The sequence below is a fragment of the Deinococcus betulae genome (assembly GCF_020166395.1).
Classification (GTDB): domain Bacteria; phylum Deinococcota; class Deinococci; order Deinococcales; family Deinococcaceae; genus Deinococcus; species Deinococcus betulae.
The window spans coordinates 1-14,697 of record NZ_JAIQXU010000014.1 but is presented as its reverse complement, the minus strand read 5'-3'; the positions used below and the strand labels follow the sequence as shown (position 1 = coordinate 14,697).

Annotated in this window: 12 protein-coding genes; 4 read left to right on the top strand and 8 right to left on the bottom strand. The window is 58.7% G+C overall.

The genetic code is table 11. The features are described 5' to 3' along the window. Positions 1-126: 126 nt before the first annotated feature. Positions 127-1,326 (bottom strand): LysM peptidoglycan-binding domain-containing protein, encoded by a 1,200-nt coding sequence (locus K7W42_RS11640; RefSeq protein WP_224574825.1) that lies wholly within the window; start codon positions 1,324-1,326, stop codon positions 127-129. Then, positions 1,323-2,075: a M23 family metallopeptidase gene (locus K7W42_RS11635; protein WP_224574823.1), complete on the bottom strand. Its 753-nt coding sequence runs from the start codon at positions 2,073-2,075 to the stop codon at positions 1,323-1,325. The genes K7W42_RS11640 and K7W42_RS11635 overlap by 4 nt, the downstream gene beginning before the upstream one ends. Positions 2,076-3,028: 953 nt before the next feature. Between K7W42_RS11635 and K7W42_RS11630 the strand changes: the two genes are divergently transcribed. Then, positions 3,029-3,997: a gluzincin family metallopeptidase gene (locus K7W42_RS11630; RefSeq protein ID WP_224574821.1), complete on the top strand. Its 969-nt coding sequence runs from the start codon at positions 3,029-3,031 to the stop codon at positions 3,995-3,997. Then, complete coding sequence (locus K7W42_RS11625; protein ID WP_224574819.1) at positions 3,994-4,404, top strand: M1 family aminopeptidase; 411 nt, start codon at positions 3,994-3,996, stop codon at positions 4,402-4,404. Before K7W42_RS11630 ends, K7W42_RS11625 begins: the two co-directional genes overlap by 4 nt. 683 nt (positions 4,405-5,087) lie before the next feature. On the opposite strand, the gene K7W42_RS11620 is transcribed toward K7W42_RS11625, so the two are convergent. The 6 genes from K7W42_RS11620 to K7W42_RS11595 form a co-directional block, all read right to left on the bottom strand. Then, a complete protein-coding gene (locus K7W42_RS11620) occupies positions 5,088-6,002 on the bottom strand; it encodes a TniB family NTP-binding protein (protein ID WP_224574818.1) in 915 nt (304 codons plus the stop codon). Further along, positions 5,999-7,570, bottom strand: a complete 1,572-nt coding sequence (locus tag K7W42_RS11615; RefSeq protein WP_224574816.1) for a TnsB C-terminal domain-containing protein — start codon at positions 7,568-7,570, stop codon at positions 5,999-6,001. Before K7W42_RS11615 ends, K7W42_RS11620 begins: the two co-directional genes overlap by 4 nt. 568 nt (positions 7,571-8,138) lie before the next feature. After that, positions 8,139-8,483: a hypothetical protein gene (locus tag K7W42_RS11610; RefSeq protein WP_224574814.1), complete on the bottom strand. Its 345-nt coding sequence runs from the start codon at positions 8,481-8,483 to the stop codon at positions 8,139-8,141. A gap of 352 nt (positions 8,484-8,835) precedes the next feature. Beyond that, the gene (locus K7W42_RS11605; protein WP_224574812.1) at positions 8,836-9,645 is read right to left on the bottom strand and encodes a hypothetical protein; all 810 of its coding nucleotides are present in this window, start codon (positions 9,643-9,645) and stop codon (positions 8,836-8,838) included. Between the two features lie 96 nt (positions 9,646-9,741). Then, positions 9,742-12,624 carry an eCIS core domain-containing protein gene (locus tag K7W42_RS11600; protein WP_224574810.1) on the bottom strand — a complete coding sequence of 961 codons (2,883 nt, stop codon included), beginning with the start codon at positions 12,622-12,624 and terminating at the stop codon, positions 9,742-9,744. Positions 12,625-12,920: 296 nt separating this feature from the next. After that, complete coding sequence (locus K7W42_RS11595; protein ID WP_224574808.1) at positions 12,921-13,145, bottom strand: helix-turn-helix domain-containing protein; 225 nt, start codon at positions 13,143-13,145, stop codon at positions 12,921-12,923. A gap of 102 nt (positions 13,146-13,247) precedes the next feature. Between K7W42_RS11595 and K7W42_RS11590 the strand changes: the two genes are divergently transcribed. Then, positions 13,248-13,871, top strand: coding sequence for a hypothetical protein (locus K7W42_RS11590; protein ID WP_224574806.1), 624 nt, complete (start codon positions 13,248-13,250; stop codon positions 13,869-13,871). Between the two features lie 54 nt (positions 13,872-13,925). Then, entirely contained in the window at positions 13,926-14,438 is a 513-nt protein-coding gene (locus K7W42_RS11585) for a hypothetical protein (RefSeq protein ID WP_224574803.1), read from the top strand. Positions 14,439-14,697: the final 259 nt, after the last annotated feature.

The following is a 14,697-nucleotide window of genomic DNA, read 5'->3' as shown; positions in this document are numbered from 1 at the left end:
CCAGTCCCGAGAACTCGCGCACGACCAGTTCAATAGGACAGGGGAGAGGCGGCTGGGGCGCGCCACCCTCCGCCGGCTCGACGAGCAGGTGCACAGCGACCTTCAAGGCGACCTCCGCTTGGCTGGTTAGCGCAAAACAGGCAGGACGCGCAGCGATTGGTCCTGCGCGCTGCGGTAGACCACGCGCAGGCCATCTGGCGCCACCTGCCAGTCGTCGCCCGCGATCTTGTCGGCAAGGGACAGAAGTTCTTCCGTCTGCCCTGTGGTCACGTCGACGCGCAACAGACGGTGTGAGGCCAGGCCAGGCTCGTAAGGTATGAGGAGCAGCCGCGTGTTGTCTTGCCAGCGGCCAGAGCCGAAGGTCGGCACGGGCCAGGCCGCTCCGCCGGCCACGGCGACGACAAATAACCCGTTGCGTCCTGCCGTGTCCAGCGTGACTTGGAACAGGACCTGGGTGCCGTCCGGACTGGCCCGCACACCGCTCAGCTGTTGGCCCTGCGCCAATACGCGCGTTCGGCCTGTGGCCAGGTCAACCGTCAGCACCGAGCGCCGGGCATCATTCCGGGCCAGGCGCCCCGTCACCAGCAGCGTGTCTTCGTTCAGCCAGCCCACCAGCCGTCCTCCATACACAGTGACCACCGGGCGGGAAGCAACCGGGGTCTTCCCCCGGAAAGGATCGGCGGCAAAGACGGTGAGGGGAATCCAGTCGGTCCGGTCGCCTGCGCCGTACGTCGGCCAGGCCAGGCGGCCACCCAGCGACCACATAGCGTCCCGGCCACTGGTGGGCACCGTAACTGGTACCCCTAAGGGGTCGCCGAGCGGTACGGCCCGCGCCGTCGCCGCGCCTGTGGGCTGCAACCCATACAGGCCACTCTCTGAAAGCAGCGTCGGCGGAAGGCGCCATGTGCCGCTCGGCTCTGTGCCGTCGGCTGGGACGCTGTACAGGCCCACTTCCCGACTCGCGGGCCGATCCAAGAACAGCAGGGATTCTCCATCTGCCGCCCAGACAGGGTGGGGACAGCAGCCGGACCGGGAAACACGCCCGGCAGCAGGATCTAGATTCGGCACCTCTGAAGGGGTTGGGACGGATAAGGGCGCGGGTGAAACGGACGGAACGCCCACGCCGGGCAACGCCAACACCTGGCCCACCTTCAGATTCGTCCCGGTTAGGCCGTTGAGTGCCTGAAGCTGCGCCACCGTAAGGCCCATCGACCGGGCCAAACTGTAGAGGGTGTCGCCCGCCTTGACCGTGTAGGTGGCCGCCAGCGCTGGAGAAGTCAGGAGGGTTGCCAGCAGAGTGAAGCGCCAGAACAGATTCCGCCTCATTTCTTCACCGGCGTACGTGGAGCGAGGGGCGGCCAGGGCTGCGCGAAATTGTTCAGCAGCGGGCCGTGCAGTCGGACGCTCGGTTGATCTTCGGGCGTCTGCCAGGCGCTGGGCTGGCGCAGGTCCTGCTGAAAACCCGCGCCGGCCATATCTGGATTGACCAACCCCAGAGAAGCCCAGTCGGCCCGCAGGTAGCCCACTGGGTTAAAGAGCAGCTGATGCGAGTGGTCGCGGATCTCCAGATGCAGGTGCGGCTCAGACACGCACGTGCCCTGCGAGTCGCCCGACCGGGCCACCACCTCGCCGCGCCGCACACGCTGCCCTACTTTGACCGCTGGCTTACTCAGCAGATGCCCGTACAGGCTGGACAGGCCGTCTGGATGGTTGATCACCAGGTTGTGCGGCGCAGAACCGTGCGGGCCGTCCACCTCCGAGACGACCCCATCGGTAATCGCCACGACGGGGGTGCCGCAGGGCGCGCTGAAATCCAGCCCAAAGTGCATGCCCTGACCGTTGCCGTACAGGGTGCGCCGCTGCTCGTAGGCAAAGGCCGTGTTGCCATAGAACTGACCCAGCAACCAGGTGTCTGGCCCAGGCGGCGAGGCAAAAGGCAGCCCGTACTGTCCTGTAGGGCGCGGCAGGCTGGAGAAGGCGGCGGGCTTGCCCGAGTGCGCTGAGGCCGTTCCGATGCCTGTAGGACAGACCGTCAGACAGAGCAGGCAGAACTTCACCACCGAGCCTACGGTCATGCGGTGCCGTCCTAAATAACGGCTGGAAACGGCAAGCATGTGGCCCAGGGGAGAGCCAAAGAGCTCGGGAGCAGGTGTGGGCACAGAGTGAGCTGAGGGCATTCCATCTCATCATGAGGCTCCGAACGGGAAGCCGGGCCAGATGACTTGCTTTCAGGTGACGCTCTGGTGCAGGAAGCATACTGGCGTGAGTTCGGCACCAATTGAGCAGGGCAGAAGTTGCTGGGTGAGGCCGGCCCGTTCCTGGGTGTTGCCCTTCAAATGGAATCTCACCGCCCCACCTCATCCATATCTGTAAAGCAGCCTCTCCTTTGGCAACTAGGTGTGCTGACGGCTCTGCTTGCCAACTGCAATCATGAGGCGTCACAACAGAGGACAGCTGCTGGACAGCCCCAAGCACTACTGCAGAAGCGCAACCAGAAAGCCTGGTTTGCGTTGCCATGTGATTGGGCCGCACCCACGGCTGTTTCATGGCCACATGGAACGACTGAAATTTAATGTTTCAGATGCGCTGCAATCAGCAGCGGTCCTGGGATGTTCCGCTGAACTGCTGTCTTGAGAACCCACGAAATGATCTCCTGGTCTGCGTCCCACTTGCCGTACCTTAGGGGATAGACCAGACGGCCCCTCCCCCATTTCAGTGCGCGGCCACAGCAGAAAGACGCTGCTCCGCGCCTCTCGCCTCGCCAACCCAAGGATTTCAACATGGCTCAAACATCTCCGCTTGCTCTGACTTCATTTTCTGCCCAGACGGCTGGGCTGCCGTCCTCTATCATTCAGAGCACTGACCATCTCAGGCCGATGGTGGGTTGTGTCCGGGAAAGCAATCCGAGAATGAACGACTTGGCCATATTGAATGATGCGGTGAGGCCGCGCGTGGCTCCGCAGAGAGATGTCGAGCGCCAGTGGCCCAAGCTCAGCGGCGCTATGGCCTCTGCCGCCCAGGACCACGTATGAAGCGCCTAGTCTTGCCCTTGTGGCTGACCCTCTGCACCCCTTCACTCCTGGCCAGCACTGTCGCCACTCCGGCAACGGCCCGTCTACCCCTTGAAACGGCGCTGCGGGATCCGGCCATTGACGTGGAGCACTATGACCTGGACCTCACCAGTGATCCGGCCACCCAGCTGCTGGACGGCGTCGCCACACTCAGCGGCTCGCTTAAGCAAGACGCCAGTGAGCTGACCCTGGCGCTGCATGCCTTACCAGTCACTATCGTTCTGGTGGACGGTCAGCTGGTTCCGTTCTCTCAGTCACCAGATCGCCTGAGTATTCAGCTGCCTGAAGCCCTGCCCGCCGGCGCAGCCTTTCAGGTGGTCATCCACTACGGCGGTATCCCGCAGCAAGTTTTGGAGCCGGGTGACAGTGTGGTCAATGGTGTCGCGGATGGGGTGGGATGGAAGACCATCCGCCGCAGCAGTTACGTGCTGAACGAACCGGACGGTGCGATGTCGTGGTTTCCCTGCAACGACGTTCCGTCGGACAAGGCCACCTACACCTTCCATGTCACGGTGCCTGATACTCTCCGGGCAGTTGCCAACGGGCAGCTGACCAGTACTGTGAGCGGCCCAGGCACCCGCACCTTCACCTATGACATGGATAGTCCAATGGCGACGTATCTGGCCACGGTCCACATTGACCGCTACACGCAGGTCACTCTGCCGCTGCGTGCGGGGCTAGAGGCGATGGTCAGCATACCGACCGCGCTCGGTGCAAATTTTCAGAAGGCCAACTGGCAGCAGCTTCCGGCCATGCTTAAATTTATGGAGCAGCAGGTTGGACCCTATCCTTTTGAGACCTTCGGCCTGATCTATACCCAGGGGCAGGACGACTACGCGCTGGAGACGCAGGCACTCATTACCTATCCCGGCAAGGCCCTGGGAGGCGGTGCCGGCGGCTACACCAGTGGTTTGGCAACAGCGTGACGCCCGCCAACTGGCAGGACATCTGGCTGAGTGAAGGCTTTGCCACCTACTTTGAAGACCTGTGGGTCGCGCGGGACGCCGCCAGCCTCAAGCAGCGAGTGCTGACACGCTTGAATAAGGCTCAGGCGTCCCGCATGCCTGCACCGTACGTGACTCTCCGTCATGACCTCTTCGCGCCGCGCGTCTACCAACGGGGCGCTCTGGTGCTGCACGCCTTACGGGCTACCGTAGGCGACGCGGCCTTTCAGCGCTTTCTACGCGGCTATTACCAGCGCTTTGCGTACAAAAATGTCAGCACGCCAGACTTCATTCGCGCGGCTGCGGAACTGACCGGTAAGCCCAGCGTCACGCTGATGCTGCAGCGCTGGATTTACGATGCGGTGATGCCGCCGTTTCCAAAATCTTAGGCTGCCGTTCTTCAGCTTCAACGCGATGTGCGAGACAGGCTGATCTATGCCTGAGCGGGATGCTGTTGTGTCTAGCATGTGGGCTGGTGGTCAGCGCTAGATCTTTCAAGTTGATCGGCTCTTGAGTTTCTGCGTCTGACACGCTCTTTAAATAACCTTGCTCATAGGAAGGCCAGGAAGAGGCCGCCAAGCCGTTTTGAGGGGTACAGGAGGGGTCTTTCAGGGAGGGCTTTTGACAACAATCTCAATTAGTGTTAAATAGTTGTGTTCTTCACCATTCCGCTTAGTCGCTGTGTGGCACTCAGTATTCAGGTGCAAGTACGGCCTCCAACTGCCGACTCTGTTCCGGCAGGCAGTAGAACTCCAAAGACAGGGACGGATGGAGGCTGGGGCACCTTAACCAATCTGACTAGGCTTGAAAACCCTGTCCTAGACGGGGTAAATATTCCAAGGTCACCAGAAGCAGAGGAAGGATGCTCTACGCGGTGTCGAGGGTATTTAGATCCTGACAGCTGTGATGCCTATTTTGATACTGTGTGATATCAAATTAAGAAGGTCAGCAGTACGGAACCTTTTGTCCTTACCCCCTGCGCGCAACGACGCTATCTGTCATCAGAATTGAGTCAGATTGTCAAGGAGGCAGCAGATGCATCCAGCCTCAGCTTGGCTAAGACATGCATCCATCAGATGTCGACAGCTCGGCGTTCCTTCGCACTCAGGCAGCCAGCCGCCTGCATCAGGTCAACGATGAGGCAGGGCGTTTGATGCTGGATTGCATATCTCAAGCCACGGTGCAGAACATCTTTGAGTTCACCGATCCAACCGCCGCTGAGGTCGTAGAGATACTGCGCAAACGCAGGTTGCCGAAGCTGGGATGGCTCTGGCAACGGGAGCCACCGCTCAAAGGCCATCAGCATCCGCACAAAGGGTGCTCCTGATTGAAGCGGTGGCAGCCTCATCACAGTGAAGCGATTTTCCAGTTGTGGATCAGACTGGATGGCATACAACGCCTTTTTCACGCCGGCGGCGATCAGCGGCACTTGGCACTGCATCGACAGGTCGCGCAGCGTTGGAATGGTATCGGTCACGGTGTGTTTGCTGCCGGCGCGGCTGAATAGATTATGCACCTCATCAATCAGCACCACCCGTGGACCCCGAAGGCGCATGATGGGCGCATAGTGGATGAGGTCACCGGCCCGCAGGCGCCGGCGGGGAAGGATCTCCAGGCCACTGCCTCTCAGGAATCCGTCGACCAGATCGTCTCGTCTCACCCCACTGGCACATTTATAAAGCATGACCGGCACCGGGTGATCCAGCGCGTGATCACCGCCTGGTTTCAAGGCGGCCGCAATCAGTGCCAGAAGCGCAGACTTTCCACTGTTGGTGGGCCCTTCAATCAGCAAGTTGTGCGGCCTGGGGAGCCGGGGTTGGCGTGCCAAAAACATTGCCTCATTGAAGATCGGCCACATGGCGTCATAGGCGAAGAAAGGCATTTGGTAAAGCCAGTCCTCTCTGACTTTCGAGTTCATTCCTACGACGGCTCGTGTCTCTGGACTGAGATGCTCGTAGGCTGGCTGACCAAACAGTGGTGCCGTCATGAAATCGGCCAGGGCTCAAGGGGCGTCTCTGCACTGGGCCAGTTCAACTCAGCCTGAGGGGTGGGCGCAGGGGCACCTTGGGCATGAGACACCAGATCGAAGGAACGGACGTGACCTTGTTGCCTTTTGGCACGGCGCGTGTGTTGACTTGCGGCCTTAACCACTTCCTTTGCCTGCCTATGGTGGCTGAGCACACGTGTCAACTGGACCTCGTCGCGCTGACGTGTTCGTTCGCGCCGCTCAGCCAGGTACGTCCAGTAACTCTTCGGGGCCTTGGTGGCATCGCGGTATGGCACCTCCAGATACCCCCGCCGCACCGAGTCGTAGACCCAGATATGACCCAGATTCAGCGGGTCATACTTGACCAGGACACGCTGGCCTGCAAAAAGTTTGAGCTCCTCCGTCCAGTACTGGTCTGTAAACAGTTCAATGCCTGTCTCGGTCACGACCCGCTCTTCCTGCGGTAGGAAATCCAGCGTAAAGGTTGCGGGGTCGTGGACCGGTCGAGAGGTGAAGTCCCCGAGCGCATGCCGCTGGGCAGGAGCCCAGCCTTCAGACCGGCCACAACGGTGGTTGTAACTGATCACCTTGTGTGTCAGCCACACTTCAAACTCTATAAGACTCATCACGGCCCTGTCCTCTGAGGGGTAGCGCTGCCGTTCTCTAGGATTGCTGAACGTTGTTCCTGGCAAGCTATGCTGGGCCCGGTTCATCGTCCCCAGCACGTTTTCCATCAAACTGCCGTCACGGGGTCGACCCTTGCGGCGGTAATGGATCTGAATATTCCAGCGGGCACAGGCTGTTTCAAACGCGGCGCTGTGAAATTCCCGGGCGTTGTCCACCTGAATCGCCTGAGGCAGACCAGCCACGGGCCAGACGAAAGGATCGAACCCCCGGGCGCGGAGCCACGCTTCCTTCGGCAGGACCGCGTGTGAGAGGGCGAGTGCCACCGACATGATGCTGGGCTTCTGAAAAGAGACCAGAAAGCCTAGGATCAGCCGGGAGCAGGTGCAAATCACAAGGGTCAAAGTGGCTCTCCCCATGGACAGGCGCGTCACCGGATGCACAAGGTGGACATCTAGGGGTGAATGATCCATGGCCACCAGGTCAAAGGGATGCTGACCTCGTTCGGCAATCCCTGGCGTGGCCAACAGTCGTTTGGTTTCCTCGCGTTTGTCACGCCGTGCAATGAGTGCTGGTGTCCGGAGGGCCAGCATCCGGGACCGGACTGTGTCATACGACGGACGTGACCAGCCTTGCGCGTGACATTCCGCTTGAATGTCCAGCACCACTTCGTTGAGATCGGGGTGTTCAGGACGAAAATAAGCCCTGAGCAAAGTGTCCTGAATCAGGGTTTCCACTTCGGATGACAACTGGTGTCGGGTGCCCGTGCGCCGCCATTCAGGGAAGGTGCGGCCGGCCGCACGGTAGTGGTGAAGATGTCGCCGAAGAGTACGAGTCGAGCATCCGATCTGTGCGGTCAAACTCATCAGGTATGGCTCAAGAGGCGCGCCAGCGGGAAGGCTGTCGAGATAGATCACGGCTTGTCGCAAGGCAGCTTGAGTCACGCGTTGTCCTCCGCACGAGCAGTTCCTATGAGCCGAAACATTGATTTGAGGAAACAGCGCCAAGAGGTGCAGGCCCGAGCCATCAAGTCGTCCGTGGCTCAGGTCCACAGTCCTCTTTCAAGGGCAGCCGTCTGATACGCACAATAGATTTCGGGTGGAAACGGCCTGCTACTTTTTCCAAGCCAGTGGGCTGCCAACTGCCTTCCTGGACGTTTGGACTGAGTCTTGCTCCGAAGCATCTCAGAGGCACCCTAAGCGGCTTGTTCGCTGGTGCTCTTCCCAGATTTGACCTGTGGCAGCGCACTGCCTGCCGCAGATGTTGAGCTATCAGCTATACTGCCTGCCGCAGATGTTGAGCTATCAGCTATTCGGCCAGCCCCTATGATGTTCGAAGCGGCGGACGTGGCAGCCTGTCCTGTCTTCTTCCCCGGCATGATGATCCTCCTCAGAGGTCGAGTATTGGGCTGAGCGTCTAGTCTACGCCCAGTTGAAGACGTTTTTCGTGCGGTCGCGACTTGCTTTGAGAAGCGAGATTGATCGTTCTCTGCGGCTGTGCTCTTGGCCTGCATCACGTTGTGGCTGGGATATCCAGGAGGCGTTGGTAAAGAAGCCCATCGCGCCACTCCATCCTGTGGGCTGCTTTCGACTGGTCCATAGACCAGTCACCTTGAACCACCGCTCGGAGAATTGCAGCGACAACGGCTGGCGTGACAGCGGGCATCACTTTAGGCTGTGACTCGGAAAGCCAGGGATCCAGAGATTCAGGAAGATGCACGGTGAAGCGGGTTGCCGGTTGATCAGGACTGAGCACCGTCAACACACCTGCATTCTGCCCAGCTTGAAAACGCCAGGTGTAGTGTTGCCCGTCAACCATGATGGAGCGGTAGCCACGACGTTTCCTCGGCTGCGCCATGATGTCAGCCTATCCGAGAAGGAGCTGTTATTTCAGCCGCACAGGGCTTAGGGTCCCTAAGTTTTGCGGAGAGGGTGTTGCCTTCGCAGTTTTTCAGGGGCTGAATAGTCTCACGCACTGTGCGCTGGCTGGGCGTGTTGGGGTCGAAATCAAAAGGCCCAACTACGCGAGGAGTCATAACCCGTCATCGTCGGCCAGACTCTCAAAGCGTGGTGGGACCTTGATCAGTCGAAGACCCTTCGTGGCAGGAGATCAGCCGCATTCACTCTGGGTGGCGACACGCAGCACCTGATAAGCACTGACTGGGACTGGAGAACAGACGTAGCTGCAAGCTGTAAAGCTACGAGGATGATTAAGGCTGACGAGATACGCTAAGCACTTGCATTTGAAGTTCCCCAGATTGCTCAGGTTTGAATCGGAGGATGACCTCCACACCGGGGTACCGTTGCCGATCCCGACTGGTCCACGTGCCATTCCCGTTCTTCTGCACCCAAATAGCTGGCGTCTCAATGGCCTTGCGCTCGACGAGCGGCTCCTCGTTGTAGGTGAATGTGGGTTGGGCATTGAGCTGGGAGAAAACCTCGCGGTTCCCAGCGAAATAGTCGTCGACCATGGCTTGCTCAAAGTCCGCCTGGGTCCAGCCCGTTCGGGCGCAGAGCTGGCTAGGTTGCTCTTCGGGACAGGTCTGGATGGCGTTTGCAATCGCACTGAGACTCATGCCGCCCCGAATGAGGAGGTTGTAGAGCATCTGCCGGGCGAACCCCTGATTGTCTTGCCGCGCGTACGTCGTGGTAAACGCAGGCGGGGCGCCCTCCTTTCGGGGCGGCGCCCCGAACTTGCCTGTCTCCGGATGTTGCATCAGAACGCGGAGCGTAGAGCCGCTGTACGTTACGTTCAGTTCGGCTGACGGTACAGTTCTCATCAGGACAGTACTCAGGGCCGTGTCCTCGTTGCCCTGGGAAGTGGACATGAAACCAGCGTCTTCCAACTGCTGCACGACTCGCCGGAAGCTCTCCGTCTGATTCCCGCTGTCGTCCAGATAACAGGCGACGTACCGGTAATCACTCGACCCGCCCTGACAGGGCATCCAGAAAAGGTCGGGAACCGCCTTGATGGCCGATTGAACTGCCTGGAACGCGTCATCTGGGGAGGACTCAGTCACGGTCCCCCCTGGTCGGCAGGCAGTCATGGTCATCAGCAGGAGAAAAGTAAGGGATAAACGCATGGCACCGGTCCTGGAGGTCGGGTGGGCAGGTCATCAGCGTGCCCGGGGCGTGGTGGACAGTGAGCGGGCAGCTGAGAAGAGCGCATCTGCGCTCGGATGCACGGTGTACCACAGGTCAAGGAGGCGGCCCAGGTCCGTCAATCGGTCCAGGTTCTCGTCCAGAATCTTCTGAGGGATATCGAGTTCGATGAAGCGCTGCTTGCGCTGGACAAATTCCTCATACTGCGCTTCCATCGCCTTGAGCACCTGTGGATTGTAAGGGCTGATGGCCATGTTCTGGCTTGTCTTGAGCTTGGCCTTGTAATCGGCAACCGCTGCGCGTTTAGCCGCCTGTGGACCCGCGTAGATCACCTCCAGCATCTTGAGGGACTGCGGGGTGTGCGCCAGCTTGAAGGTCTCCACCTTGGCGCCCACCGCGGTCAGGCGCCGCACGAGCTCTGCGGCATTCTTGACACTCTGCACCGTGATCTGCTGAAGCAGAGGCAGCGTCTGCTCCAACAGAATGTTGTAGATGACGTTGTTTTCGTAGGTCGTCTGAAATTGAGGCAGGAACGCGACCCCGGTCACCGCCTGTTTCAGCCCCTCTTTGCCAGGCGTGGTATCCAAGGCCGAAGGGACAGTGCGCAGCAGTGGCATCTGGGTATTGAAGCCCCCCAGCTCGTTGGGATCCTGCGAACCATTCTTGACCAGATTTTGGGCCAACGCGTTCTTGGCGAGGCCTTGGCCCTGAAGATCCTGCAACACCTCCAGCAGGATGGGCGCGTTATGGCCGTCCGAGGCGTCCGGGGAAAACTTGGTCTGACCGGTGCGCCAATTCACACTGAGCCCAGCCGTGCCGGCCTTCCGGTCAAACTCGTAAACCTGTCCAGGAATGCCCTTTTCGCCGGAAGATGGCACGGCGTCTGCCGTGACCCGGTAATGTCTGGCTTTGACCTTCTTCATCGCGGCGAGCTTCTCCACATCGCTCTTTTTGATGTTGGCGCCCTGGAAGGTGTAGACCTCGCTGAAGCGGCTCGGGTTTTTCACCACGGCAATTTGGGCCAGGGCCCCACCAAGTGAGTGCCCGGTCGCCACCAAGTCGCCGCTGTACGCCTTCAGCACAGGCCCGATGATCTGCTTCTCATTGACCTCGTACTGTGAATAGCCCGTGTGGTAGGCCGCGAGATCGGTCATGGTGTCCAGACCGCTTTCGTTTTGCTTGGGAAACTTCGGATCCTGGCTGGCCTGTGCATAGGCCAAAGGATTCGGCATGACCCCCTCACTGCCTCGGAAGGCCACGATGGTCTTCTTGGAGACAGGTGAGGGATGGCCCTTAATAGGCGTGAAGACCCGCATCTGAAAGCCCCAGTATCCCTGGATGGTGGGATGTGCCTGATAACCACCGGCTTGAAGGATGCCCTGCGCACTCTTGGCCGTATTGCCTGGGATCTGTTTGGAGTCACTCAGACTGGGATCATTGCTGTAGACGAGGTAGGCCAGCTGATTGACGAACGCCGCGTAGGTGAGTTCCTGTTCACCACCAAGCAGGGCCAGGGTCAGTTTGGCCTTGATCGGGGCGGGCAGCTTTTTGAGAGCGGCGTCGGCCCACTCACGGCCATACTTTTGGCTTCCCGAGGCCATGACATCCGTCCAGAATTCGTCTGGCAGGTTCTGGTTGAGAGCAGAAGCGATGATCGCCTGGGCGGGGCCAGGCTGACGCAGTGCTGCCACCACGCCAGCGGCGGTCGGTGGCGCGGTCTTGCGCTGGAAGACAGGTGAGACGCTGCGTTGCACTGCCGAACGGGCTAAGGCCGATTCCACCGTTGGCGTGCGAGATGACGGCACGCTAGTGCTTGGCAGGGTGGCCAGGCGCTCGCCCATCTGCTGCGCCTGTGCCTCGAGGGCCGCGTCTGGATCCAGGCCAGGCTGCACCTTGCCCTGCGCCTGTTGGACCGTATGGGTCGCCTCGTGCGCCAGCAGTTTCAGACCATTCGGGCTGTTCGGATCGTATCGGTTGGCAGCGAAGTAGATGTCTTGACCCGTGGTGAAAGCTTCGGCCTGCACACTGGCTGCCAGCTTGGCTGCCTCGCCGTCGGTATGGATACGCACGCGACTGAGATCGGCATTGAGGCCCACTTCCAGATGACGCTGCACGCTGGCAGGTAACAGCTCCCCACCGCCCTGCCGGGCCCGAACCCGTTCGGTGACCGTCCCGAGCGTGGCCTCGGCGTGTTGCGCCTGGGCTTCAGCCAACTGACGCTGAAGCCCTTGATGGACCACCTGTAGTGTGTAGTCTTCACGGTGCATGGCCGCACTGGCTTCCCGCTGCCGTTGCAGCTGGAGTGCACGCTGAACAGTCTGCTGCTCCACAGATGCCATGGCGAGGGAGACAATATGTGTGTGCAGAGCGGCCCCATCTGCCCCCTGCGCAACCGCGCGCTGGAGCGCGTCCACCGCCAGCTCAGCCCGAACCGCACCAGGGATGTATCGGGCGTCGCGTGTCAATGCAGCGGTGACAGTCTGCCGGCCAGTGTCGGTCAGGGCTTGCCGCTGCAGTGGGGAGAGAGCTGGCCGTACAGGTGGATCAGCTGGCCGGTGCCGCTGCAAGCTGCTGGCCGGTGAGGGGCACAGGCCACGGGCGGCCAGGGTATCGGCTGAGACTCGAACCGCGGTCTCGCCAGCCTGCACCGCCGCTGCCGCCCGCTGAATGCTGGTCTGATCGGCCGCAAGCAGCGAGGCTGCAGTCCACACTGGTGCCACCTGGGCACGTTGGAGTGGAGCGGAAGCAGATCGGGAGTTGCTCAACCCAAAGGGCACCGGAGTGACGAGCGCTTCGGCGGGCTGCGCCAGATGATTCGCGTCCTGCTGACGGTTCCTTAGGAATGGTGCCACCGCCGGCGCGGTACCAGGCGCAGGTTTCTTGGGGTTAAAGGTCATGAGCACCCTCCTGGCACGTAGCTTACCGACAACCCGCGCGTGTTACCTGCGAAAATGACCAGCTCGCGCTAACCGGCTGTGAGTAGACGTTTCTAAGACGCCTCCCCCGAATAAATTTGTCATATCGACTATGACCAGAGCTAACACCGATGAGGGAGGTAGCATCACACACTCTATCGGCGGATAAGAGGGGATTGAATACAGCTATAGATCATCTTTTTCAAGGTCTGAAAACTTAATCCACAGAGAGCTCGGGCGATCTTTCGCCTGCATACCCGCTACTTCAGCCGTGCGCTCTACAACAAATCCTTGAGAGGCAAGCCGACACCCGTCGCCAGAAAATGCATGTTGTCCACACTGATATTGCGCCTGCCGACCTCGACTTGCGCGATGTAAGACCATGTGATCCCCGAAGCTTCAGCCAAGTCCTCCAGCGTCATCCCCCGTTTTTGCCGTTCTTCACGTAGTCGGCGACCAAAAGTCAGCCTTGAGGGGGTGGGCCCCTTGTCCGTTTTTGCCACCAACCCAGCGTGGAGATGCTGTTAGGTTCAGGCCATGCAGTTAAAGCCATGTTGATTAAAGCCATGTTAGTCTAGAAAGGCTCTATAGGAGGCTTCTCAGATATGAAAAATTTCGTCCCAATCGTATTTTTTGTCTTCTCCTTCGCGCATGCAGCCACTCCGGCCAATTGCAAGGGGCTCATGCTGGCCAGCATGAGCCGAGCGACATACCAGTCGCAGGCCGTCTTTCCAGATGAACCGAGAACGGTAAACTTAGAGTTTTTTGACGCTGTTAAATCCCCCATATCATTCTGCGGCTATGTTTTTAAACCGGATTTCAGTGCAAGGACATTGACAATTGAATCAAAAAGTTTAAGTAGCTTCTCAAATATTTTTAGAGAGGGCTACATCAATACTGGGAGGATTTTTCTGGAAAATAGATTTTACGGTTTTGAAAATCGCTCAACGAATATATTTTTTGATCCAAGCAAATATCAGCTTGGTTTCGATAAAGGTAATTCCGTCATGCCACCCCTCACACTTGCGGCGAAAATAGATAATGGCCCACTAAGGCCACTTTTTTATAAAAATAGTAATTATGCTATATTAGTTCCTAAAAATGCAAAAACTCTTGATATATATGCTAAAGGACAGAGCGAAATAAGGGTTGATTGGCAAAAAGTCACTATAAACTTTGTATCATCAAGTATCACGTTTTACAGATCATCTTCATTCCCATCAAAATGAATAGGATTAAGCATTGGGTCTCCCAATCGGGGAGTTGCTTGTGAGGTCGGGAGTATGTTAGTCGCGGATGGAGCGCAAAGTATTCACTTTACGAGTGATGCGGCAGCTTACTTGAAAAGATTAGCTGAAAGTAAGGAACGCGCTAAAAATCCAAGCATGCTATGTGGCAAACGGTATGGCTCTGCTCTGCTTATTCAACAGATTATTCCTTACGATCGCATCCTGAGTTCAGGACTACTCTCATCTCCGAAAGCTGAAGGGAGAGACTATGCTGTCGCATGGTGGAGGGGTTACCGCCTCGCCCTTCTTGAGACGACGGATATGCAACAACTTGGGTGGTTCATCCATTGTGATGATGCCCTGCCCGATGATTTACCCCTAACGTCTAAAGACGTTGCCGAACTGAGGAATAACTCTGTTTGGCATGTGGAGATTGAGATCAACCGGACGAAGTTGCCTGACGTAATCGTACGTAGCACGTCAATAAATAAGCAATTTCTTGTTAGGGCGTTCACATTTGATTTGAACGAGGCACGCGAGCTCAAAATAGACGATCCATACATTTGATGCCTCGCCCGGTTTTGGCAACCTGACCTCGGCATCGCGGTAGCAAGAAACCGGATAGCCGAGTTTTCACCTATTGATCCCTGATTCAGTCGGTCACGCTTAAGCGCACCAAAGCAATTGGGTGGGACGGCGAATGCGCCGAACGCCCCCTTGATCTGTCCCCAACTGACGCAGGGAGCACGGGCAAGACGCCGAGGATTTCGTCCTCCCCAACCGCTTCAGTCAAGCACACCCAAGCATTCCTGCCACCCGCCCCCAC

Excerpts from the sequence above, each read along its gene's own strand:
- K7W42_RS11640 (WP_224574825.1), bottom strand. The coding sequence starts at position 1,326 with ATGAGGCGGAATCTGTTCTGGCGCTTCACTCTGCTGGCAACCCTCCTG.
- K7W42_RS11635 (WP_224574823.1), bottom strand. The coding sequence starts at position 2,075 with ATGACCGTAGGCTCGGTGGTGAAGTTCTGCCTGCTCTGTCTGACGGTC.
- K7W42_RS11630 (WP_224574821.1), top strand. The coding sequence starts at position 3,029 with ATGAAGCGCCTAGTCTTGCCCTTGTGGCTGACCCTCTGCACCCCTTCA.
- K7W42_RS11620 (WP_224574818.1), bottom strand. The coding sequence starts at position 6,002 with ATGACGGCACCACTGTTTGGTCAGCCAGCCTACGAGCATCTCAGTCCA.
- K7W42_RS11610 (WP_224574814.1), bottom strand. The coding sequence starts at position 8,483 with ATGGCGCAGCCGAGGAAACGTCGTGGCTACCGCTCCATCATGGTTGAC.
- K7W42_RS11600 (WP_224574810.1), bottom strand. The coding sequence starts at position 12,624 with ATGACCTTTAACCCCAAGAAACCTGCGCCTGGTACCGCGCCGGCGGTG.
- K7W42_RS11590 (WP_224574806.1), top strand. The coding sequence starts at position 13,248 with ATGAAAAATTTCGTCCCAATCGTATTTTTTGTCTTCTCCTTCGCGCAT.
- K7W42_RS11585 (WP_224574803.1), top strand. The coding sequence starts at position 13,926 with ATGTTAGTCGCGGATGGAGCGCAAAGTATTCACTTTACGAGTGATGCG.